The organism is Rhizobium sp. SRDI943 (assembly GCF_057653695.1).
The window spans coordinates 202537-223888 of record NZ_JBYGKN010000004.1; the positions used below are offsets into that span (position 1 = coordinate 202537).

The following is a 21352-nucleotide window of genomic DNA, read 5'->3' on the forward strand; positions in this document are numbered from 1 at the left end:
CTATTCCTTTGCGCCGGTGCGGGTTTGAGAGCCGGCGGCGAACTGACGTTGGAAGACAAGAAAGACGAGGAGGGGAACGATTGTCGTGATGATCGCCGCCACCGAGCGCAAGTCCCAATTGATCTCGTAGCTGCCGGAGATGCGGGCAAGCAGCACGGGCAGGGGTATGTCGTTGCGCAGGAAAAGCATCGGCAGCAGCAGGGCGTTCCAGGTCCAGAGGAACTGCAGGATTCCGACGGCGAAGATCGGCGACAGGCTGTTCGGCAGTACCACATGACGGAAAGTCGCAATCGGTCCGCAGCCGTCAATCTTGGCGGCTTCCACTAGTTCGCGCGGGAAATCCTCGAAGAAATTTTTGACGAGGAAGATCGACCAAGCAAAGGACATCCCGACATAGGGAATGAGAACGGAGAGAATGTTGTCGATCAGCCCGAGATCGCGCCACAGCGTGAAGAGCGGAATGATGACAACCTGCTGCGGCAACACGAATGCGTTGATGATGATGATCAGCAAGATGCGGCGGAACGGGAAATTGAGGAAATGAAAGGCGTAGGCCGCCGCCGGCGTCAAAAGCATCGTCAGCGCCGTCGCGATCCCCGCTGTTTTCATCGTCACCCACATGGATTGGGACAGCGGATATTTGTCCCAGACGCGGTGCCACGCGTCGAAGGTCAGATCGAAGCGCTCGAAGTGCCACCAGCCAAGCGAGACGCCCTCGGGAGGACGCAGGGAGGTAACAACGATACCGACGATTGGGATGACCCAGATGCAAGCGATGATGCCGACGAAGATGACAATCCAGCGGGGAGCCTTGCCGATCATTTCGCACCTGCCGTTCGCTGGATGATGGCGGGGATCGAGACGATGAGCACGGCCAGCAGCAGGATGACGGTCGCGGCGGCGCCATAGCCCAGTTTGAACTGGGTCATGGATTCCCGGTACATGAAATAGCCGACCGTCTCGGTTGAGCGCACCGGTCCGCCGCCCGTCAGGATGTAGATGATGTCGAAGGCGCGCAGCGAACCCAGAAGATTGATGAAAACCGCGACACGCACGCCGGGCATCGACAGCGGCATCATGATATGGCGCATGGTCGAGAGCGGCTTGGCGCCGTCCATATAGGCTGCCTCGAGCACGGATTTCGGGATTGCCTGGATGGCGGCGAAGATCAGCATTAAGGGCAAGCCCACGCCGCTCCACGATGCGGCTATGATGAGCGCCCACAGTGCGGTATTGGCGTCACCGAGCCAAGCATGCGAGAAGCCGGAAAACCCGAAAAGCTGAATCAGCGAATTGAGCAGGCCGCCGGCATCGGCCCTGTAGATGCCGATCCACATGTAGCCCGAAACTGCCTCCGAAATACCGAAGGCGGCAAAGATCATCACGCGGAACGGCAGCGTCTGTCGTGGCGCGAACGCGCACGTCATTGCCAGAGCCCAGCCAATCGAGACGGAAATCACCGTCGTCCCGATCGTGAAGATCAGGGTCGTTAGCAGCGTGCTGCGAAAGGCGGCGTCCGAAAACAGCCGCACATAATTGCCGAAGCCGATGAAGGAAGGCTTCCGCAGGCCCTGTATGTCCCAGAAGCTCAAGCGGATAGTCTCCACCAGCGGATAGACGACGGCGACGGCAAAGAGCACGATGACGGGTGCGATCAGGATCAATGCGGCGGGCGTGTCCCTGAGCAGACGCCGACTGCCTTGAATGCTGACCGCCAGCGGGGAAACCTGCGTCACGCCCGCCGCCTCCCGCGCCGGGGAAGCGGAGGTGCCGGCCATCAGTAGGATCCCTGGGCCTTGGTTTCGATTGCCGCAAGGACGGTATCGATATTGGCAGCCGAGGGATCCTGGAGAAATTTCTGCAGTTGCACCCGATATTCATCGACGAGATCGCCGGGCAAGAGATCTCCGAGCACGAATTGCAGCTTCGAGCTTGCGACCGCTGATGTCGCCACCTTCTGCGTCTCGCCATAGAGCGACGTGTCGGTATTGCTGCTTGGTGACGCATAGCCGTTCTTGGCAAGAATGTTGGCGGCCTCGGCGCTTGTCCAGAAATCGAGGAAGGCGTCTGCTGCCTTCGGATTGGGGCCGTTTGCCGTGACGAGCAGTTCCTTGGTATCGACGCTCGACGTGTCGTCATGACCCATCCCGAGGGCGGGGAACTGGAAGAGACCGTAATCCTTACCTTCGGTGAGTTTGTAGTCGTTCTTGGCGCGGTTATTCATCCACATGCCGATCAGCAGGTAATTTTTGGCATTCGCCTGGAAGATTTGGTCGGCTTCCCCGTCCCAGTCGTTGGCGAGCATGCTGTTCGGCGCTCCGCAGCAGCCCGCGGTCAACATTTCGGCATATTTTGTAAGCGCATTCTTCACGGCCGGATCGGTCCACGAAATTTCGTGCGCGCCTAGCTTCGAAGCCGTCTCGACGCCTGCCGTTCTCAGCAGCAGCGTTTCAAACCATTCGGCATGCGCCCAGTATTTGCCGGGAATAGCGACCGGAGCCGCGAACCCAGCTTTCGTAAGCTTCGCAAAGCTGGCGACGAACTCGTCCCAGCTCCTCGGCGGCTCGGTGATGCCCGCCTTGGCAAGGTGCTCCTTCTTGTACCAGATGCCGGAGCGGTCGCCGAAGGTGTAGGTCAGGCCATAGGTCTTGCCGGCTATAGCGCCGAGATCCTTCCAGGATTGGCTGATGAGCCTGTCCCAGCCGAAGGACTTCCATTGGTCGTCGATCGGCCGCAGCATGCCGGCATCGAGCAATTCCTTCCGGAAGGCCGGCCAGGTGTTGTAGAGAACATCGACCACTTCGCCGCCCATGAGTGCCGTGCGGATGCCACCGCGCATGTCTCCTTGGCCGGTAATGGCAACTTCCCTGATCGTCACTTTCGGATATTTCGCGGTAAATGCAGTCTGGATCTTATGCATCATGTCGAGCTCGGAACCGCCGAGCCAATTCAGCACCACAAGTTCGCCACTGACGATATCCTGCGCTTTGGCGCTGCCCGCCAACGCCATCAATGCGGCACCTCCCGCACCCGCAAGCAGGGTGCGGCGACGTATCTCATGCGTGAATCCACTGCTGTTGGTCATGTCACATCCTCCCAAACGTTGACTTTGCCATTCGCACTCAATTTAGTTGAAACGTTATCATCTATCTTGAAACTAGCAAGGGTTTATCTGATAGTGCTGCAAAACATAGGAGCATAAAATGACCCGGCTTAAGCACAGTGTAGCGGTCGTCACCGGTGGCGGTAGAGGAATCGGTCGGGAGATCGCCCTTTGGCAGGCGCGAGAAGGCGCCAAGGTCGCAGTGCTTGCGCGAACCGCCACTGAGATCGAGGAAACAGTCTCGCTGATCGAAGATGAGGGCGGGCAAGCGATCGCTGTGACGACCGACGTCACCCAATACAGCGCCGTCGAAAACGCTTTTGTCCGGATCGCATCTGAGTTCGGTCCGGTTGATACGTTAGTCAACAATCACGGTTCCTTCCAGGCTTTCGGACCAATATGGGAGTGTGATCCTGTTGCCTGGTGGCGGGATGTGGAGATCAACTTGCAAGGGACGTTTCACACCTCCCGCACGGCTTGTTCGACCATGTTGGCGCGCGGCAGAGGCCGGATCATCAATCTCGTTGGCGGAGGGACGGGCAACAGTTTCCCGCACGGTTCTGGATACGCATCGAGTAAAGCAGCGATCATGCGGCTGACCGAGTGTCTCAATGATACGACGATCGCTCATGGCGTACGCGCCTTTGCCGTCGACCCGGGGCTCGTACGCACCGACATGACGGAAAAGCAGTTGTTTTCGGAGGCAGGCAAAACTTATCTGCCCGCCATCCAGCAGCTCTTCGACGATGGCATCGATATCCACCCTTCTCGAGCTGCACTTCTTATCGCGGACATCGCCGCCGGCCGTTTCGATGTGCTTGCTGGTCGCCTGTTGCGCGGCGTCGACGATCGAGATGTGCTCGAAAAGGAAATGGACGCTTTGGCTGAAGCCGATGGAAGGGCATTGCGCTTCAGCGCGATAGAGCAACAGAAACTCTGATGGCGATGAAACGGCGCCGAGCAGCAGCAGCGCTACCTCCGCCGGCAGCCCGGAGCGCCGGCGATCTGTGCGTTGGGCGGCCGCCGAGACAGCGAGAGGATAGACCGCGTGCAGCCGGCGCCCATCAAGGCAAAGCCCGCCAGCGCGACATAGGGATGCGGCGCCGCCGACACGGCGCAGATGCCGATGGCCGAAAGAACAAGCAACATCGTGGCGACGGGGCGCGCGCCAAACCGATCGACCAGCGGATCGACGAACAGGCGCGCCAGCGCCATGCAGAAGATAAAGAGCGTCAATCCCAGTCCGCCAATGAAGGGCTCGACCGAAAACACATCGCGCATATAGATCGCCGACCAGTCGATCCCGGCGCCTTCGACGAGAAAGGCCGCGATGCCGATCACGCAGAGCGGCATGAGGCCCCAGGTGGGAAGCGCAACCAGCGGTGCCTTGCCTTCATGCAACGCGATCCGCGCCAGCGTATGCCGAGGACAACAACCCCGACAAAGGTCACGGCGAGATGGAGTTCCATCGAAATGCCCGCGGACGACCGATGAGAAAAGCGCCGTGACGAGGCGAACCGGACGGCGGCTCGGCCACCGTCCCAGTCCACGAACTACCGCCCACCCTCGATCTTGCGATGGCGCTGGTTGATGCCGCCCTTGCCGTAGGGATAGTCGAGTGGCTGAGGCGCGCTCACCTCGTTCAGTCTTGCCATCTCGTCGTCGGAGAGTTTGAGCTTCATGGCGCCGAGATTGTCGGCGAGCTGTTCCGGTGTGCGGGCGCCTAGGATCACGGAGGTGATCGCCGGCTGCGCCGCCGTCCAGGCGAGCGCCACCTGCGCCATGCTGACACCATGCACCTTGGCGATCTCTTCGACGACAGCGATGATCGCCCAGGTTCTCTCCAGCGCATTGCGCGGCGCATAGGATTCGCCGCCGCGATTGGGGTTTTCACCGAGGCGGGTGGCGCCGGTCGGCATCTCGTCGCGCTTGTACTTGCCGGTCAGCCAGCCGCCGCCGAGCGGTGACCACGGCAACAGACCCATGCCGGCATCCTGGCAGGCCGCGACGATCTCGAGTTCGATGTCGCGCACCAGCAGGTTATATTGCGGCTGCAGCGTCACCGGACGGGTATAGCCGCGCGCCTTGGCGATCTCCGAGGCCTTGGCAATGTGCCAGCCGACATAATTGGAGAAGCCGTAATAGCCGATCTTGCCGGAGGATACCGCATCATCGAGGAAACGCAGCGTCTCTTCGATCGGAGTCAGCGCGTCCCAGGCATGCATCTGGTAGAGGTCGATCTGCTCGAGGTCGAGGCGGCGGAGCGAATCGTCGAGCGCCTGGCTAAGATGCCGACGCGACAGGCCGATATCATTGGGTCCGTTGCCCATCGGAAAGCGTCCCTTGGTGGCGACGATCGCTTGGCGGGCCTCGGTCGGGCGGGCCTTCAGCCAGCGTCCGATGATCTCTTCCGACTTGCCGGCGCTGTAGACATCGGCGGTATCGATGAAATTGCCGCCCCAGGCGAAATAATCGTCGAGCAGCTTGTGCGAGGCGGCCTCGTCGGCCTCCGCGCCGAAGGTCATGGTGCCGAGGCAATAGGCGGTGACGACGGTCCCGCTGGGACCGAGCTTGCGATAATCCATTTTTTCCTCCTCTTTGAACACAACCGCGGCATCAATGGCGGCTGTCATTTCGATGTCGACGGCGGTGAATGAACGAGCAGCGAACTGCCTTCACACGTCCCAAACGGGCACCAACCGCCGTAATGCAGCAAAATGCTACAATGTCGTTTGCGTCTCTGAAAAGCCGCGCGGCGTTGTCGTCAGAACCCGGCGACGTGCAGCGATTTGTAAGGGGCTTCGAGCGCCTTGACGTCATCACCGGTGAGTTCGAAGCCGACCGCAGCGATCGCATCCTCGAGATGGCTCATCTTGCTGACGCCGACGATCGGCGAGGTAACGACCGGCTTCTGCAGCACCCAGGCCATCGCGACCTGCGCCATGGACGTCTTGCGCGCCTTGGCGACGGCTTCGACGGCCTCGACGACGTCCCGATCGCCGGTCTTCTCATACATGCTCTTGTTGTAGCGGTCGGTGGTGGCGCGCTTGGTCTCGGTGCCCCAGGGACGGGTCAGCTTGCCGCCGGCAAGGGGGCTCCAAGGAAGGACGGCGATACCCTGATCGCTGCAGAGCGGCAGCATTTCGCGTTCTTCCTCGCGATAGGTGAGGCTGACCTGGTTCTGCATCGAAACGAACTTCGTCCAGCCGTTGACCTCGGCTGCATGCTGGAGCTTGGAAAACTGCCAGGCCCACATCGAGGATGCGCCGATATAGCGGGCCTTGCCGGCGCGCACGACGTCGTTCAGCGCCTGCATGGTTTCTTCGACCGGGGTGAACGGGTCGAAGCGGTGGATCTGGTAGAGATCGACATAGTCGGTGCCGAGGCGGCGCAGGCTGTTGTCGATCTCGCTAAGGATCGCGGCGCGGGAAAGACCCTGGCCGTTCGGCCCGGGACGCATGCGGCCGAAGACCTTGGTCGCCAGCACGATCTCCTGGCGGGGCGCCAGTTCCTTGAGCAGGACGCCGGTGATCTCTTCGCTGGTGCCCTGCGCATAGACATTGGCCGTATCGAAGAAATTGATGCCGGCGTCCCATGCGCGCTTATAAAGTGGCCGCGCCTCTTCGAGCCCCAGAACCCACGGGCGTTCGTCGGTCTGCTTGCCAAAGGACATGCAGCCGAAGCAGATGCGGCTGACTTCAAGCCCTGTCTTGCCAAGTCTTGTGGTCTTCATGGTCTTTCCTCAAAGTTGTTGATCGGCGGTGCCGGAAATGCGCCTCGCGGCATCATGCGCCGGTAACGTATTTTCGCCAGTTGTGTTCTTCCTTGAAACCGAGAACCTCCCGGATCTTCCGGTTCGAGAGCGGCGCTTCGAATTCGCCGAGCTCCCGGAGGATCGGCGTGTTCGGCGCCCATTTGCCGAGGAAATCCCGCGTTGGCTCGCTTGCCGTGATCGTGTCGTTGACGGCATTGAAGACCTGGAAACCGAGGCCGTCAGCCCGCAGGCAAAGATCGACGATCTGCCCGAGATCGCGGGCATCGATGTAGCTCCAGGCGTTGCGCTTGCGCGATGGCGGATCGGCAAGAAAGCCCGGAAAACGCTCATATTCATGCGGTTCGATGACGTTGGCGATCCGCAGGGCGTAGATGTCGATGCCGCTGCGCATCGCAAAGGCGCGGGCCGTCTTCTCGTTGACGACCTTGGAGAGCCCATAGCTGTCCATCGGGTCGATGTCATAGTCTTCTTCGAGCGGAAACGAATGGAAATCCTTGTCGCCCTCGGCAAAACAGACGCCGTACGTGGTTTCGCTCGACGCGATGATCACCTTGGGAATACCGAGCTTCACCGCCGCTTCGATGACGTTGTAGGTCGAGGCCGCATTGACCAAAAAAGTCTGGTTGTCGGGCTTGAGCAGCAGGCTCGGTATAGCGGCGAAATGCACGAGGGCATCGACCTTGGCCGGTCCGCCCGGCGCCTGCAGATCCTCGCCGCTGAAATGCATCGACAAGGCGTTGAAGGTCTGGCCGCTATCGCTGAGATCGGTGATCAACGTCTGCACGCCGGGGCAGTTCAAGGGAACGAGGTCGAGGTTGCGGACCTTGTGTCCTTTCCCCACCAGATATGGAACCGCATGGCGGCCGGCCTTGCCGCTACCGCCGGTAAAGATGATCCGCTTGCTCATGTGATGTGTCCGCTTCCTGATGAAGGTTCGATGGAAGCGGTACAACGCGGGAGAGCGATGAATCAATAGAGTGGAAATCACTGTACCGATGAATCAGGCTCATCGATTTGAAACAGTCGCTAAAATCCGTTCAAGCCGCGAACGATCTTGATCAGCGCGTCGACGCCGAAGGGAAGCTGCCGCCGGCTGGAATAATACATCGAAAACGGCGGGCCCATCGACGCCCATTTGGGAAGGACGACTTCCAGGCGGCCTGCGGAAACGTAGGGGCTTGCCAACCGTTCCAGGCAATAGCACAACCCGGCGCCTTCCAGAGCCGCATTGATGGCAAGATCGGTTTCGCCTGATATCAGCGCTCCGGGAACGTCGATCTCGCGCCGGTCATCGCCGCGTTCGAATTCCCACTTGTAGATCTGGCCGCGGCCCGTCCGTATCCGGATGCAGTGGTGGGAATTGAGGTCCTCCGGCATGACAGGGCGACCATGACTTCTGAGATAATCAGGAGCAGCAACCGCGACCCACTTTAAAGGAGGAGTGAGAGGAACTGCGATCATGTCTTCCGGGATGGTGCCGCTGTACCGGATACCGGCATCGAACCCGTCCGCGGTGACATCGATGAACTGGTCATCCACGGCGACCTCAAGCTCGACATTCGGGAAGCGTTGCTGGAACACCGGAATGGCTGGCCGCAAAAGCAGAACGGCGGCATCTTTCAGAACATTGATGCGAATGCTGCCGGCGCCACCTTGATAATGTCCGTTCAAGTCCTCCAATCCGGAGTTGATAAGCTCGAGCCCGGCAGAGATCTTCTCGGCGAGGGCTGTTCCGGCGGCGGTTGGTGCAACGCTGCGGCTGGTTCGATTAAGGAGGCGCACGCCCAGCCTTTGCTCAAGCGCCTTCATGCTGTGGCTCAGGGCGGAAGCTGTTACTTCTAGGTGATCCGCCGCTTTGCGAAAACTACGGTATTGGACTATCGCGAGAAAGATCGACAGCTCGTGAATTTCATTGCGCTTGAACTGCATTATTGATCTCAGGAGGCTAATTTGGCGATACTTCGCAACCGGTCTTAAAGGCTCTAGCTCGTTCGGTGCAACTCAGCACCCGGATCCTGCTTTACCGGCTCGGATTCTCCACTGCTGATCACAGAATTACCCTGTATCATAGAGCCTTTCAATCTCCGGCCATGGTATCGAAAGCGTGAGGGCGCTCTACGACCTGATGTCGGAGCGCCCTGAGCTGCGTTGGCCAATGTTGCGATGGTTCCGTGGGTTCTTTCCGAGGCGCGGTCATTGTCGAGCACGTCCCGACCACGTGCCCTGCAGCTCGGGATCCTATTTGCAATTTGGATGCCACGAGGTGGCGCGACAACGCGACGGCAATGGCCGCGCTATTGCCTAATGGCGGCGAATGGCGCCAAGTCGAACTAACAGGTATCCCGCACCGCTGATCTCAATCAAAAGATCTGCTCTCATTTCCCTGTCGGTTACGACCTTGATTTTGGTCCATTTGTCGACGTCAGCATCAAGAGGAAAGGGCAAACCCTCTCGCAGCATGAGGGTAAGCTCAGGCGCTCTGTCCGACTTATAGATGCAGATCCTCATCGCACGGCGCCCAATTGCACGAGTTCATGACGGTTATATTGCACTGCGTCATGATCTATTGCAACGCCGCAAAATCCTTTTCCGCAATGCCCTCGTCGACGGCAGTTCCCTTGTCGCTAACCCCGCTGACTTCCCCCACTGACCTGGGTCACAAAAGGTTAACCACGCAGAATGCCGCCGACCGTTTCAAGGCCGAACGGGTGTTCGCCGATGCTTCGATGGTCGTCGACCCGCTGATTTTGATCGACATCTCGGAGATGATCCGCGATGCCGGCTACTACGGAGCCGAGGCGACTTCCGGCGACGAGGCGTTCGCGTTCCTCGAAACGCCCGGCTCCCTGGAGCTCCAAACTCGCAGCCGTCGAGACGACGGCGAGGATCCACCAATGTCCCCGTCGTCATTGCCATGATGATTTGCCGAGAACGCCTGGATCGCAACCTGCCGACCGCTATGGAAGCTTGCCTTCCCGTTCAACGCAATCTATATTCTGTTCAACGCAGGAGCATCTCATGGGCACCCAACCACAAAGTGCGGCGGAACGCGAAGCGAAGGTCGCGTTAGCCCGCAACAAGCTCGTGCTCGAGCAAGCGAAGGCCGTCGGTCTCCTTGGCACGGCGAAGAATACCCGCTTGTCGGGGCGAGTGCCTTCGGAGCTGATCGAGGCAGCTAAGAAGCGGGCCCATGTTACCTCCGACACCGAGCTGCTGGAATTGGCGCTTTCACGGCTGGCTCTCGAAGACGACTTCGGCTCGCGCCTGGTGGGCCGCAAGGGCCGCATCCCGACGGATATCGATCTTGGGATTTGATCTCTCTGAAGCCCTCCGATCACTAAAACCCCAGAAGCACGTCGGGTCGCTCGAGCGCAGGCCCGACGAAGATCTTCCCTGGGTTGCTGACGAACCGGCAATTGGAGGGCCTCTGTTCCTGGACACCAGCGTCTATCTGGATGTGCTTCAAGGGCGCTCGCCGGTGGAGGTCGATAGGCTGATTACGTATCGACTATGCCACCATTCGGCGGTCTGCCTGTCTGAGTTGACCCATGCCTTCGGCCGACTGGACCCCGGGCACGCCTCAACAAAGGCGGTCCTCGACACAATCGCGGCGACGGTCGATGACATTCCGGAACACCGACTTCACGCCCCAGATGCAGCCATCTGGGGACATGCCGGCGTGTTGGCGGGTCTGCTCTTTCGTCTGAGCAGCCTGCCAAAGGGGGAGCGACATGAGCGCCGCTTCGTCAATGACGCCATGGTCTTCTTGCAGGCACGGCAGCTGGGTGCGAGCGTGCTGACTGGCAATGTCCGCGACTTCGATTTCCTCTCACAGATCATACCGACCGGTCGGGTCATCCTCTATCGAGCCCGAGTGGAGGCGCGATCATTATGAACGCCCAATTCTCACTCTCGGTCGCTATTCTGCACGAACTGGAACAGCTGGGGCTGGCACCGGCAACAGATGTCAACTGCCCGCGGCATACGCAGGTATTCTGCGTTTTGTGGCGGCCGGCTTGATCCGGTAGGTGATGCGCGCCGCCGCAAAGAACCTTGACGCCCGCCGTTGTCAGAGCAAGGGACGACCGCCTCGGTCGATCAGATCACGCCCCACCCCGCGTTAAGCAGCATTGATTGGCATCTCGAATGCGATGCGCGACGTCCGGTCGAACGTCACCCGTCGACGCTAGGAAGCTAGCGCCGTTGCTCGATGTAGCCCTAAAGCTGGAAGAGTGTTGGCCACACTCAGACCCCCAGTCGCCTTGTTTTGCGCGGTTGCCGAACCACCGTGCCATTCTGCCGCCCGACGTGTGATCGCCAAGCCAAGGCAGATCGCACGGATCCGTGCCGCAAGCTCGCCCGGTGAACAAGGACGTAATCATCCGCCCCGAGATTGAGACCGGAAATGCGGTCGACATCATCTCCACGAGCCGTCAGCATCAACACGGGCACGTCGCTTACCTGTCGAATTTTCCGCAAGACCTCAATGCCGCTCATGCGGGGCATCATGATATCCAGAACGACGATATCGGTTGAAGGCGACATCGCTTCGGCAACACCGATCCTACCATCCGCGGTTGTCTCGACAACGAAACCCTCCTCGGTCAGGTATTCGCCGAGCAAATTCGTAAGCTCGATATCATCATCGATCAAAAGCACGTTGGTCATGTAATTGCACCCGTCAATTCGATGGGTGCAGCTTAAGGCTAGCAGGCGGGGAATACAGCAGTTTTACCTAACTTAACACGTTCTTGACCGACATTAACATCGCGATCCCTATAGTGCGGCCGACAGCTTCAGGGCAGCCGGGATTTCATGCGCATAGTTTTCTCCTCAGTTTCCATCCTCCCCATTTTGGCGGTACTCAGCGGTTGTACCAGTCTTGGCGCACTCAAACCTTCGAGGTCTGTCGTGGCGCCCTATTGGCACGCGACACTGCCGCACGGAGGTCGCTCCCCCGAGCTCGTCGCGTGGTGGGCAAGCTTTAAAGATCCTTCGCTGACGGAGTTACTGACGCTGGCTGAACGGGAAAATCCCACGGTTCAGGAAGCTGTCGCCAACATTGACAAGGCGCGTGCGACGCTCGATAGCGCAAGGGCTGGCCTCTTCCCGTCGCTGGACGGGTCCGCCTCGGCAACGCGCGAGGCTAACACCGGGGACGACCTCAACAAAATCGTGGCTGGAACGAACAGGAGTGGCGGTCTCGACGCCGCCTGGGAACTCGATTTGTTCGGCAAGACCAAGAAAGAGACACAGGCCGCGGCCTTACGAGCCCAGGGCAAGGTCTGGTCGTGGCATGACGCGCGGATTTCGGTCGCTGCCGAGGTCGGTGATTACTATGTCCAATATCGCGCCTGTCGTCAGTTGGAACAGCTTTACCGTGATGAGCTTGCGTCGCAGAGAGAAACGATACTCGCGACTGAAAAATCGGCGCAGTCCGGCTTTACATCAACAGCCGATCTGGCGCTCTCCCGAGCGAGCGCTGCGACATCCTCTTCCAATCTGACGGCCCAGCGCGGGGACTGCGAAATCATCGTCAAGTCATTGGTCCAACTGACGGCCACCGATGAGTTGGTGATCAAAACATTGCTGGATCACGGTAAAAGTCGCATTCCACAGCCGTCATCGTTGCGGATCGTCTCTGTACCGGCGGATGTTTTGCGACAAAGGCCCGACATCAACGCGCTGGAAGCGGAAGTCGCGGCAACGATTTCAGATGTCGGCGCTGCGAAGGCCGACCTCTATCCCAGTCTCAGCTTGAGTGGATCCATCTCAATCAGCCAGTCCACCGTAACCGGCAGATCGGTTCCGTGGTCATTTGGGCCCGCATTGTCGATACCGCTGTTTGATGGCGGGACGAAAAGGGCTGCCGTCAGAAGCGCAGTTGCGGATTGCGATGTTGCTGTCGCAAGTTACAAGTCCGGCGTCTTGACGGCCGTCGCCGACGTGGAGACAGCTCTTATTCGTGTCAACACGGCTCTGAAGCGTATCGGCGATGCAAAGACCGCCGCTGACAATTATCAAAGCTACTTCCGCTCGGTCGATGAGAACTGGAAATCCGGTGGCGCCAGTATCCTCGACCGGGAGGAGGCCCGTCGTTCGGCACAGTCCGCCGCCATCACCCTCATCGAAATCAGGCGCGACGCGGTCCAGTATTGGATCGCCCTCTACAAGTCTCTCGGCGGCGGCTGGGCTGCCCCGGCTGGCGCGCCAATTGCCTCTGCCAATGGAACCCACTGATGCGTAGATTTGCTTTCATCCTGGTCGCGACGACGGTCGCGTTAACGCCCTATCTTGCGCGTAGCGAGGACACCGAACAGAGTACCGCTCAAGCAGCTGCCTTGACCGTTGCCGTCGCCGCTCCGCGGACCCTGGAGTGGCCCGTGACGATACCCGCGAGTGGTCGCCTTGCCGCCTGGCACGAGGCGGTCATCGCGGCCGAGGTCAGCGGCCTAAAGATCTCCGATGTTAGAGCGGATGTGGGCACCGCGGTAAAAAAAGGCGATCTGCTCGTCCAGTTCGACGCCGAGACCTCTCAAGCGGAACTGGAACAACAGCAGGCCACCGTTGAAAAGCAGGAAGCGGCTCTCGACCAGGCAGTCGCGGACGCTGAACGCGCTCGTGGATTGACCGGCTCAGGTGCGTTGTCCAAGCAGCAGACGACGGAATATCTGATTTCCGAGCGGAAAGCGAAAGCCGACGTCTTATCTGCCAAGGCAGCACTTGCCTCTGCCCAACTGACCTTGGAGCGCACGAAGGTTTACGCGGTAGACGACGGGGTTATTTCCGAACGCTCCGCATCTCTTGGAAACGTTGTGAATGCCGGTGATCAGCTGTTCAAGCTGATCCGGCAAAACAGAGTCGAATGGAAGGCCGAGTTGCCGGTCAAACGGCTGGCCGATGTCAAGGAAGGGACCAAAGCCGTCATAAAGACGCCGGTCGGTGACATCGTCGGCGAGGTGAGGTTGGTTTCGCCGACGACCTCGACAGACAATGGTCGCGTGACTGTTTACGTGACCTTGCAGCCGGACCAGGGAATGCCAGCACCCAAGACGGGCATTCTGGCGAGTGGCTATTTTGAGTTCGACCAGAAAGACGCTCTGACCGTGCCTGAGACCGCGGTGACCCTCAAGGACGGATTTTCTTACGTTTTCATCCTGAAGGAGACTGAAAAGCTCACCGTGGCGCGCAAGCGCGTCGAAACGGGCCGGCGCCAAGACGATCGTGTCGAAATCGTCTCGGGGATAGACAAGGTCGACAAGGTCGTGACATCCGGCGGCGCCTTCCTGGCTGACGGTTCGGTTGTAAGAGTGTCGGAAGACGCTCAGTCAGCGAAGAACGAGGAGGCGAAATGAATTTTTCCTCCTGGTCCATTCGCAATCCCGTTCCGCCAATTCTGCTTTTCATTTTGTTGACGGCCTGCGGGCTATGGGCCTTCAACCGTCTCGATATCCAAAATTTCCCCGACATGGACCTTCCAACGATCGAGATCAGCGCGTCGCTCGATGGAGCAGCCGCATCTCAGCTTGAAACGGAGGTCGCGCGCAAGATCGAGGATGAGCTGACGGGCCTCACCAAGCTGGATTCCGTTACCACGACGATAACGGACGGTTCGGTCAGCATCTCGGTGGCATTCGAAGTCGGAAAGGACACCCAAGAAGCCCTCGATGAGGTTAAAAGTGCTGTCGACCAGGCGCAGGATGAGCTGCCGGAAGAGATGAATGCGCCGACCGTTACGAAACAGTCGCTAAACTCTTCGCCCTTGATCACCTACGTCGTGCGTTCGGATAAGCTGGATTCGGCTGAACTTTCTTGGTTCATCGATAACGACATGTCACGTGCGCTGATGGCGGTGGACGGGGTTGGCGAAGTCGGCCGCCTGGGAGGGGTCGACCGGGAAATCAGGGTGGAGCTGAACGCAAACCTGCTCGACGGCTTGGGATTGACCGTAAACGACGTCAACAGCCAGGTTGAAGCGGTACAATCCGACCTGTCGGGTGGCAAAGGTAGAATTGGCGGCGAAAGCCAGTCCGTGCGCACATTGGCTGCCGTAAAGAGCGCCGAGCAACTTGGTGCGATGGCGATCCCCTTGCCGGAAGGCAGCTGGGTTGGCTTGGATGAACTCGGAACGGTGACCGATTCACACAGCGATCTAACCTCGCTCGCTTATCTGAATGGCAAGCCGGTCATTGCCGCTCAGATCAAACGGTCGAAAGGTTATTCGGATACGGCGGTCACTGACAAAGTCCGTGACGCCATGAAGGTATTCGCCGCGGCCCATCCCGAAGTGACGATTGAAGAGGCTTACAACACCATCGTGCCGACCGAGCAGAACTATGAATCGTCGATGCATATGGTCTACGAGGGGGCGTTGATCGCTGTCTTCGTTGTCTGGTTGTTTCTTCGCGATTGGCGGGCGACGCTTCTGGCTGCGGTGGCATTGCCCCTATCGATCATTCCCACGTTTCTCGTGATGTATATGCTCGGCTATTCGCTGAACACCATCACGCTGTTGGCAATCTCGTTGGTGGTCGGCATTCTCGTAGATGACGCGATCGTCGAGATCGAAAATATCGAGCGACACCTCAACATGGGCAAAAACCCATTCGACGCGGCGATGGAAGCGGCAGACGAAATCGGTATGGCGGTCATCGCCACCACGTTTACACTGGTTGCCGTGTTCCTACCCACGGCATTCATGGGTGGAATTCCCGGCATCATCTTCAAACAGTTCGGCATCACGGCTTCCGTTGCCGTTCTGACTTCTCTCTTGGTCGCACGGTTGGTAACGCCGATGATGGCGGCTTATATGATGAAAGCCAGCGGCAAGGCGCACGAAGAAGACGGTCGCATCATGAGATGCTATCTTTGGCTCGTGAAAGGCGCACTCCGCCGCCGCTGGATACCAATACTCGGAACAGTCGGGTTTCTCGCATTCACGGCACTGCTTCTATCTCATCTGTCCACGGGCTTTTTCCCGGCATCCGACGATGGGCAGACCCAAGTTAGCCTAACAACGCCATATGGATCGACGATCGAAGCGACCGATGAGGCCGCGCGCAAGGCATCGGCGATCATTGCTGGCGTTGACCATGTCACGTCGGTCTTTCAGGCGACGGGCACGGCCTCCACGGGAGGGATGAACGGCACGTCAAATGCGAGCACCAACAGCGCGACGCTCGTCGTCAATCTCACGCCGATCGATGACAGAGATGTCAAGCAGTCACAAATCGAAGCCGATTTGCGCAAGGCATTGGAACAGCTGCCCGGCGTTCGCCTGGAAATCGGTTCCGGCGGCAATGGCACGCAACTCACCCTGACGCTGGCAGGCGACAATTCCGAGCTTCTTGAAAAGGCCGCGGCAAACCTCGAGGCCGATCTGCGTACTCTTTCGGGCATCGGTAACGTTACGTCATCGGCTGCCATGCAAACGCCTGAAGTCACGATCAAACCTGACTTGGCGGAAGCAGCATCCCTGGGTGTCACGTCCAAGGCCATCGCCGAGGCTATTCGCGTTGCAACGGCCGGTGCCTACGACACCGCTTTGTCCAAGCTCAACCTGCCGGAGCGCCAGGTCGCCATTCGGGTCATGCTCGATACGGCAAATCGACAGTCGCTCGACGCCATATCGCTCATTCCTGTCGAGGGAAAAGAGGGTAATGTCGCGCTGGGTGCCATCGCCGATATCTCTCTTGGATCCAGCCCAAGCCAGATAGATCGGCTGGACCGGTCACGAAACGTCTCTTTGACAGTCGAATTGAACGGCAGAAACCTTTCCGACGTGACGGCAGAGGCCGCGCGATTGCCCAGCTATCAGAACCTGCCACAGGGTGTGAAATTCGTTGAACAGGGCGAGCTCAAGCGTCAGAGCGAGCTGTTCACCAGCTTTGGTACGTCGATGGCGATCGGCATCTTCTGCATTTACGCCGTTCTGGTCCTTCTCTTCCATGATTTCCTTCAGCCGGTGACAATCTTGATGGCACTGCCGCTGGCACTTGGCGGCGCCCTCTTGCCACTCGTTTTGACTGGCACCAGCTTCTCCATGCCAGCGGTTATCGGCCTTCTTCTCCTGATGGGTATCGTATCGAAAAACTCCATTCTCCTTGTCGAGTACGCAATCGAGGCGCGCCGTGCCGGAATGTCTCGTTACGACGCGCTCGTGGACGCCTGCCACAAGCGAGCGCGACCCATCATCATGACAACCATTGCCATGGCCGGCGGCATGCTTCCGGCAGCACTCAGTCTTGTTTCCGGTGACCCAAGCTTCCGCCAACCCATGGGTATCGTCGTGATCGGAGGACTGGTCACCTCGACATTCCTAAGCCTTCTTGTCATCCCCGTCGTCTTTACATTTCTGGATGATGTTCTGAACTGGCTGAAAACAAGGCTCCAAGAAGATAACAGGCACGCCGCCGAATAGCCCTTGGAGCGTCCGATGCGTTTTCTGGCGAGGATCCCTCATCTAACCGCGGTTCCACTGACGCGCATGACCCTTGCTGGGCTTGTTTGCCTTTTGATCGGTTGCACCACGGCGCGACCAGTCTTTCAGGAGGTCGATGCACGTCAGGCGGAAATCGCGGGGTTTGAAAACATCCGCGCCCCGTTGGATGGCGAGATCGATTCAGCGATCAGGAAACGCTTTCAGAGGACTGAATCCCGGGTCCCTCGACAATACTTGGCGATCTCAGGCGGCGGAGCCGGTGGAGCTTTCTCCGTCGGTGTTCTAAAAGCATGGTCTGAGCGCGGCGATCGGCCAACCTTCGACCTCGTGAGCGGCGTTAGTACCGGGGCCCTCATCGCCCCCTTCGCTTTCCTGGGAACGAAGTATGACCTCGTCCTCGAACATCTCTATACAAGCGGCGTCGCGACGGAACTGCTCGACCGAAAATTCATCGTCAGCGGTCTGCTCGGCGAAAGCCTGTATTCTCAGAAGCCCCTGAGGGAGATGGTGGAGAGATATGTGGACAAGCTCCTTCTCACCGAAATTGCTGACGAATACCGAAAAGGCCGAAATCTTTTTGTCCTGACGACAAATCTCGACACTCAACGTGCCGTTCTTTGGGATATGGGCGCCATAGCGAATAGCCCGCGGCCAGACGCTCTCGGCCTCTTCCAAAATGTCCTGATCGCATCGGCCAGCATTCCGGGCGTTTTCCCCGCCGTGCGGATCAATGCGGTGGTTGACGGGCGGCCGATCGTTGAGTTGCACTCCGATGGTGGGCCGTCAGCTCAGATCATGACCGTTCCGGAGGCCGTATTATCGAACGTCGATCTGCCGGTTCCCGCTGGGGCTCGGGGATCCGACATGTACTTACTGGTGAATAACGCGTTGATGCCCGAGTTTGCCGTGACGGCAAATTCGACGTTGTCGGTTAGCACAAGGGCGTACTCAATCCTTGTGAAGTCGCAGACGCGTCAATCGCTTTACGCGGTCTATGAATATTGCCGCCGGGTTGGTGCCCAGTTCCATATGGCTACCATCGACGTCATGGTGCCCTATAAGATAAGCGACCCATTTAATACTGAATACATGAGAGCCGTTTTCAAGATCGGCTATGACCGGACGTTAAATGGTCGGCTATGGCGTGATCGACCGACGTTCTCCACAACACAGTAATATTACGAAGGCGACTGGCTCTTCCATTCAACTCTATCCGCGCCCGCGGGCCGCCGCCGACAGGTTGCGATGATCGAGGAATTGCGAAGAAATTGCATTATGTATTCGATAAAATATGACAAGCTGATCGATGAGACGCCATCCTGGCTTGACGACCACGAGAAAATCACCCGCGCATACATTGAAAAACGGACTGACGATGCCGCGGGTTTACTCAAGGACCACATCGAGGGGGCAAGGAAGTGTTTGCTCGGGGTGCAAACCGGATGATCCTCAGGAGCGTTGAGATTGCCCTGCTCATGGAGCACCGTTCGTCGGTCTTCCGATTTTCCTGGTGCGCCAGTTCTGCTTCTCGTGCGTCCCTACCGCAATCGATCTTATCGCTGCCCCTCGCAGCCGAATATTCCATCGACCACAAGGGCCTCTACGCTACGGGTCAGTCGGGTGGCGGCATGATGACGATGGCAATGGATATCAAATACCCCGAGCTATTTTCGGCCTCCCTCCCGCTCGCCGGACAATGGGACCCGGCGCTGGTGAAGCCCCTGGCCCATAAATTCTCTGGATCCTCGTGTCCCAGGACGATGACAAGGCTTGGCCCGACGAAAGTGCCATGATTGACGTGCTTTCCAAGGAAGGCGCCACTGCCGCGCGGTTTTGGGACGGCACCTGGAATGCAGAGCAGTTTCACGAACCGTTGCGGAGATCGACGCAGAACGGAGCCCGATCAACTTCTTGGCCTTCCGACAGGTAACGGTAATGTATCCAGTCTCGACGACATCTTAGAGTCGTCGTCGGCGATGATCTCTCCATATTGAGGCGCGAACACGAAGGCGGGTCGCGCGATCTGATCGGCAGGGCTCGCCCATGCCACCGCACCGAGACCCTGGAACAGCGTGGCCTCCGTCTCGGTGCTTGTGGCACCGGCGCCGTGCATGAACAGCACCAGCGGATAGGAGCGCGCGGGATCGTAATCCCGAGGTACGAAAAGATTGTACGGCAGTGTTCGCCTGGTTCGTGGGTCCATGAATTCGCGTTGGCGGAACTCATCGACGACCAGGTTGCGGACCGTGGTTGTTCGCAATGCCAACGGCCTGGCGATATGACTGTTCCATCGCTCGTCCGAATGGGTTCGATCTGGGTAATGACAGCCACCTCGCGGCTCTAACCAGCTTTGACACTATGACATCACGGTCTGCGGTTCGCAGCTCTTCAAGACCAGTCTCTTGCTACAGGCTCCGCCGATAATCGCCATGGTGCAATGAGGCGCGGTTCAGCTGGTAGATCTCCTAGACAACTGCTCGCGCAGTAGAATTCGGCGGCCTACTCCCTAGCAAGTCGGCCCAGGGCGTCCAAAGGATCAAAATTCAGTATTCTTGCCAGCTCGAGGAACTCGATGACGTCGACGCGACGTTGGCCGCTCTCCAATCGGGCGACAAACGACTGGTATTCGCCAAGTTTGTCAGCAAGCTCCGTCTGCGTGAGACCTGATGCCTCTCGCTTCTCGACCAGCAGCGCTATCAGCGCTCTATGCCTTTCCGTGCCGAGCGTCTTCGCCACGTTCACCCACCTTGTCTAAGATGGGGTCTTCGATTATATCTGATTTCCAGTTATCTTAAATTCAGATAATTTGCTTAATCCTCGCATCGATCGTGGAACCCCTCATGGAACTACGCCAGCTCTCCTACTTCGTCGCGGTGGCCGAGGAACTGCACTTCGGCAGGGCAGCGGCCAAGGTCCGCATCGCCCAGCCAGCGCTCTCCAACCATGTGCAGGCGCTGGAGCGCGAACTCGGCTGTGCGCTGTTCATCCGCTCGACCCGGCGGGTGGAACTGACGCGGGCAGGGGAGATCTTCCACGAGCGCTGCGTCGGGATCCTCAGCGAGGTCGATCTGAGTGCCGAGATCACCAGGGCGGTGGCCGGCAAGACGATAAGGCAGATCAGGATCGGCACCGTCTATCCGGCGACCACCGGCGTGCTGCCGGCGTTCCTTGGAAAGATCGCCCGCAAGTACCCGGATATCCGCATCCATATATCCAGCGGCAATACCGGCGACATCATCCGCGGCCTGGAAAACGGCCAGATCAATCTCGGCTTCATCAGGCCGGTGGAAAACATCGGCTCGTTGCGCTTCTCTTCGATCGCCCATGAGCGGTACCTGCTGGCGGTGGCGAGGAGCAACCCACTGGCGGAACAGGCGGAGATTGGCATCGACGACCTGCGCTCAGAGAGGATCATCGCCTTCAATCGCAAGAACCTCTCCTACACCGAGCGGTACTTCAATGAGAAGTTCGAGGAATATGATCTGACCCGCAACATCGCCTATAGCTGCGACGACACCTATTCGCTGGTGTCGCTGGTCTCGGCCGGCCTTGGCATCGGCTTTGCGCCGGAATGGACCGAGGGCCTGCCGAACCGGGCCTTCGAGCTGAAGGCGGTCAGGGGCATCGATTTTCGGATCGGCCTCGGTGTCGCCTGGAATAAAGAGGATCCAACCGCCTCGCGCGACGACATCGTCGATATCGCCCGCTCATTGGCGCGGCCGGGCAGGTGAGGCGAGGGAGCCCACGGGTACCATGCAAACGGAACGGCTTACCGGGGGCAGTCGGTCCCGGGTTCCGCTCGTTCCCGAGCGGCGCTCCGCTAACCCTCCTGCGGCTGCCCTTTTAACCGGTCAAGCCGTGCGCGAACGGGCGCCGGCGCGGACGCGCCTTTGCCTGGTATGCTCATTGTTTGGAGGGGCGACTTTGCCACGCCGGGCACGGCGCCTAGGAGGTCAACCCAGCTGTCATCCAATAACATTTTAAAGCTCAGCCGCACTAAGCTCCGCTCCAGCAAGCGTTCCTGCTCATGTCA

17 protein-coding genes and 5 pseudogenes are annotated in these 21352 nt (G+C 58.9%); 11 read left to right on the plus strand and 11 right to left on the minus strand.

Going from position 1 to position 21352, the window contains the following annotated elements; translation table 11 throughout:
* Genes AC245Y_RS34090 through AC245Y_RS34100 form a run of 3 tightly spaced genes read right to left on the minus strand, consistent with a single transcriptional unit; the run spans position 1 to position 3085 of the window.
* The gene (locus AC245Y_RS34090) at positions 1–822 is read right to left on the minus strand and encodes a carbohydrate ABC transporter permease (RefSeq protein WP_003554805.1); all 822 of its coding nucleotides are present in this window, start codon (positions 820–822) and stop codon (positions 1–3) included.
* Positions 819–1778 (minus strand): carbohydrate ABC transporter permease, encoded by a 960-nt coding sequence (locus tag AC245Y_RS34095; RefSeq protein ID WP_017997307.1) that lies wholly within the window; start codon positions 1776–1778, stop codon positions 819–821. The genes AC245Y_RS34090 and AC245Y_RS34095 overlap by 4 nt, the downstream gene beginning before the upstream one ends.
* Positions 1778–3085, minus strand: a complete 1308-nt coding sequence (locus AC245Y_RS34100; RefSeq protein WP_017997306.1) for an extracellular solute-binding protein — start codon at positions 3083–3085, stop codon at positions 1778–1780. Before AC245Y_RS34100 ends, AC245Y_RS34095 begins: the two co-directional genes overlap by 1 nt.
* Before the next feature lie 118 nt (positions 3086–3203).
* On the opposite strand from AC245Y_RS34100, the gene AC245Y_RS34105 reads away from it, so the two are divergent.
* Complete coding sequence (locus AC245Y_RS34105) at positions 3204–4043, plus strand: SDR family NAD(P)-dependent oxidoreductase (RefSeq protein ID WP_012760375.1); 840 nt, start codon at positions 3204–3206, stop codon at positions 4041–4043.
* 60 nt (positions 4044–4103) lie between these two features.
* Here the strand turns inward: AC245Y_RS34105 and AC245Y_RS34110 are convergent.
* From AC245Y_RS34110 to AC245Y_RS34130, 5 genes and pseudogenes are all read right to left on the minus strand, one after another.
* A pseudogene (locus tag AC245Y_RS34110) lies at positions 4104–4612 on the minus strand (MFS transporter); the annotation flags it as partial.
* 44 nt (positions 4613–4656) lie between these two features.
* Positions 4657–5688, minus strand: coding sequence for an aldo/keto reductase (locus AC245Y_RS34115; RefSeq protein WP_017997305.1), 1032 nt, complete (start codon positions 5686–5688; stop codon positions 4657–4659).
* A gap of 179 nt (positions 5689–5867) precedes the next feature.
* Complete coding sequence (locus AC245Y_RS34120) at positions 5868–6836, minus strand: aldo/keto reductase (protein WP_003554800.1); 969 nt, start codon at positions 6834–6836, stop codon at positions 5868–5870.
* 52 nt (positions 6837–6888) lie between these two features.
* A complete protein-coding gene (locus AC245Y_RS34125; protein WP_017997304.1) occupies positions 6889–7785 on the minus strand; it encodes an NAD-dependent epimerase/dehydratase family protein in 897 nt (298 codons plus the stop codon).
* A gap of 119 nt (positions 7786–7904) precedes the next feature.
* The gene (locus AC245Y_RS34130) at positions 7905–8807 is read right to left on the minus strand and encodes a LysR family transcriptional regulator (protein WP_012760372.1); all 903 of its coding nucleotides are present in this window, start codon (positions 8805–8807) and stop codon (positions 7905–7907) included.
* Positions 8808–9412: 605 nt separating this feature from the next.
* Between AC245Y_RS34130 and AC245Y_RS34135 the strand changes: the two genes are divergently transcribed.
* The 3 genes from AC245Y_RS34135 to AC245Y_RS34145 all read left to right on the plus strand — a co-directional run bounded on the left by AC245Y_RS34135 (position 9413) and on the right by AC245Y_RS34145 (position 10773).
* A complete protein-coding gene (locus tag AC245Y_RS34135) occupies positions 9413–9796 on the plus strand; it encodes a hypothetical protein (RefSeq protein WP_017997302.1) in 384 nt (127 codons plus the stop codon).
* A gap of 100 nt (positions 9797–9896) precedes the next feature.
* Complete coding sequence (locus AC245Y_RS34140; RefSeq protein ID WP_003554796.1) at positions 9897–10193, plus strand: hypothetical protein; 297 nt, start codon at positions 9897–9899, stop codon at positions 10191–10193.
* A complete protein-coding gene (locus AC245Y_RS34145; RefSeq protein ID WP_017997300.1) occupies positions 10183–10773 on the plus strand; it encodes a type II toxin-antitoxin system VapC family toxin in 591 nt (196 codons plus the stop codon). Before AC245Y_RS34140 ends, AC245Y_RS34145 begins: the two co-directional genes overlap by 11 nt.
* A gap of 378 nt (positions 10774–11151) precedes the next feature.
* Here AC245Y_RS34145 and AC245Y_RS34150 read toward each other — a convergent pair.
* Positions 11152–11546, minus strand: a pseudogene (locus tag AC245Y_RS34150) (response regulator); the annotation flags it as partial.
* A 243-nt stretch (positions 11547–11789) separates the two neighbouring features.
* On the opposite strand from AC245Y_RS34150, the gene AC245Y_RS34155 reads away from it, so the two are divergent.
* The 6 genes and pseudogenes from AC245Y_RS34155 to AC245Y_RS34180 form a co-directional block, all read left to right on the plus strand.
* On the plus strand, positions 11790–13118 hold the full coding sequence (locus tag AC245Y_RS34155) for an efflux transporter outer membrane subunit (protein WP_017997299.1): 1329 nt from the start codon (positions 11790–11792) through the stop codon (positions 13116–13118).
* Positions 13118–14233 (plus strand): efflux RND transporter periplasmic adaptor subunit, encoded by a 1116-nt coding sequence (locus AC245Y_RS34160; RefSeq protein ID WP_017997298.1) that lies wholly within the window; start codon positions 13118–13120, stop codon positions 14231–14233. The genes AC245Y_RS34155 and AC245Y_RS34160 overlap by 1 nt, the downstream gene beginning before the upstream one ends.
* Positions 14230–17298 carry an efflux RND transporter permease subunit gene (locus tag AC245Y_RS34165; protein WP_017997297.1) on the plus strand — a complete coding sequence of 1023 codons (3069 nt, stop codon included), beginning with the start codon at positions 14230–14232 and terminating at the stop codon, positions 17296–17298. Before AC245Y_RS34160 ends, AC245Y_RS34165 begins: the two co-directional genes overlap by 4 nt.
* A gap of 15 nt (positions 17299–17313) precedes the next feature.
* The gene (locus tag AC245Y_RS34170; RefSeq protein ID WP_017997296.1) at positions 17314–18495 is read left to right on the plus strand and encodes a patatin-like phospholipase family protein; all 1182 of its coding nucleotides are present in this window, start codon (positions 17314–17316) and stop codon (positions 18493–18495) included.
* A gap of 12 nt (positions 18496–18507) precedes the next feature.
* Positions 18508–18765, plus strand: a pseudogene (locus AC245Y_RS34175) (FCD domain-containing protein); the annotation flags it as partial.
* Between the two features lie 119 nt (positions 18766–18884).
* A pseudogene (locus tag AC245Y_RS34180) lies at positions 18885–19257 on the plus strand (hypothetical protein); the annotation flags it as partial.
* Here AC245Y_RS34180 and AC245Y_RS34185 read toward each other — a convergent pair.
* Positions 19256–19582, minus strand: a pseudogene (locus tag AC245Y_RS34185) (hypothetical protein); the annotation flags it as partial. The pseudogenes AC245Y_RS34180 and AC245Y_RS34185 sit on opposite strands and share 2 nt — an antisense overlap.
* A 236-nt stretch (positions 19583–19818) precedes the next feature.
* Positions 19819–20061, minus strand: a complete 243-nt coding sequence (locus AC245Y_RS34190; RefSeq protein WP_017997293.1) for a helix-turn-helix domain-containing protein — start codon at positions 20059–20061, stop codon at positions 19819–19821.
* A gap of 98 nt (positions 20062–20159) precedes the next feature.
* Here AC245Y_RS34190 and AC245Y_RS34195 point away from each other — a divergent pair, with 98 nt between their 5' ends.
* The gene (locus tag AC245Y_RS34195) at positions 20160–21050 is read left to right on the plus strand and encodes a LysR family transcriptional regulator (RefSeq protein ID WP_017997292.1); all 891 of its coding nucleotides are present in this window, start codon (positions 20160–20162) and stop codon (positions 21048–21050) included.
* Positions 21051–21352 lie beyond the last annotated feature (302 nt).

Bases quoted from the DNA above. Each gene is read 5' to 3' on its own strand.
- AC245Y_RS34195 (WP_017997292.1), top strand. From the start codon at position 20,160: ATGGAACTACGCCAGCTCTCCTACTTCGTCGCGGTGGCCGAGGAACTG.
- AC245Y_RS34105 (WP_012760375.1), top strand. From the start codon at position 3,204: ATGACCCGGCTTAAGCACAGTGTAGCGGTCGTCACCGGTGGCGGTAGA.
- AC245Y_RS34095 (WP_017997307.1), bottom strand. From the start codon at position 1,778: ATGGCCGGCACCTCCGCTTCCCCGGCGCGGGAGGCGGCGGGCGTGACG.
- AC245Y_RS34170 (WP_017997296.1), top strand. From the start codon at position 17,314: ATGCGTTTTCTGGCGAGGATCCCTCATCTAACCGCGGTTCCACTGACG.
- AC245Y_RS34130 (WP_012760372.1), bottom strand. From the start codon at position 8,807: ATGCAGTTCAAGCGCAATGAAATTCACGAGCTGTCGATCTTTCTCGCG.
- AC245Y_RS34115 (WP_017997305.1), bottom strand. From the start codon at position 5,688: ATGGATTATCGCAAGCTCGGTCCCAGCGGGACCGTCGTCACCGCCTAT.
- AC245Y_RS34135 (WP_017997302.1), top strand. From the start codon at position 9,413: ATGACGGTTATATTGCACTGCGTCATGATCTATTGCAACGCCGCAAAA.
- AC245Y_RS34165 (WP_017997297.1), top strand. From the start codon at position 14,230: ATGAATTTTTCCTCCTGGTCCATTCGCAATCCCGTTCCGCCAATTCTG.
- AC245Y_RS34160 (WP_017997298.1), top strand. From the start codon at position 13,118: ATGCGTAGATTTGCTTTCATCCTGGTCGCGACGACGGTCGCGTTAACG.
- AC245Y_RS34090 (WP_003554805.1), bottom strand. From the start codon at position 822: ATGATCGGCAAGGCTCCCCGCTGGATTGTCATCTTCGTCGGCATCATC.
- AC245Y_RS34140 (WP_003554796.1), top strand. From the start codon at position 9,897: ATGGGCACCCAACCACAAAGTGCGGCGGAACGCGAAGCGAAGGTCGCG.
- AC245Y_RS34125 (WP_017997304.1), bottom strand. From the start codon at position 7,785: ATGAGCAAGCGGATCATCTTTACCGGCGGTAGCGGCAAGGCCGGCCGC.
- AC245Y_RS34100 (WP_017997306.1), bottom strand. From the start codon at position 3,085: ATGACCAACAGCAGTGGATTCACGCATGAGATACGTCGCCGCACCCTG.
- AC245Y_RS34120 (WP_003554800.1), bottom strand. From the start codon at position 6,836: ATGAAGACCACAAGACTTGGCAAGACAGGGCTTGAAGTCAGCCGCATC.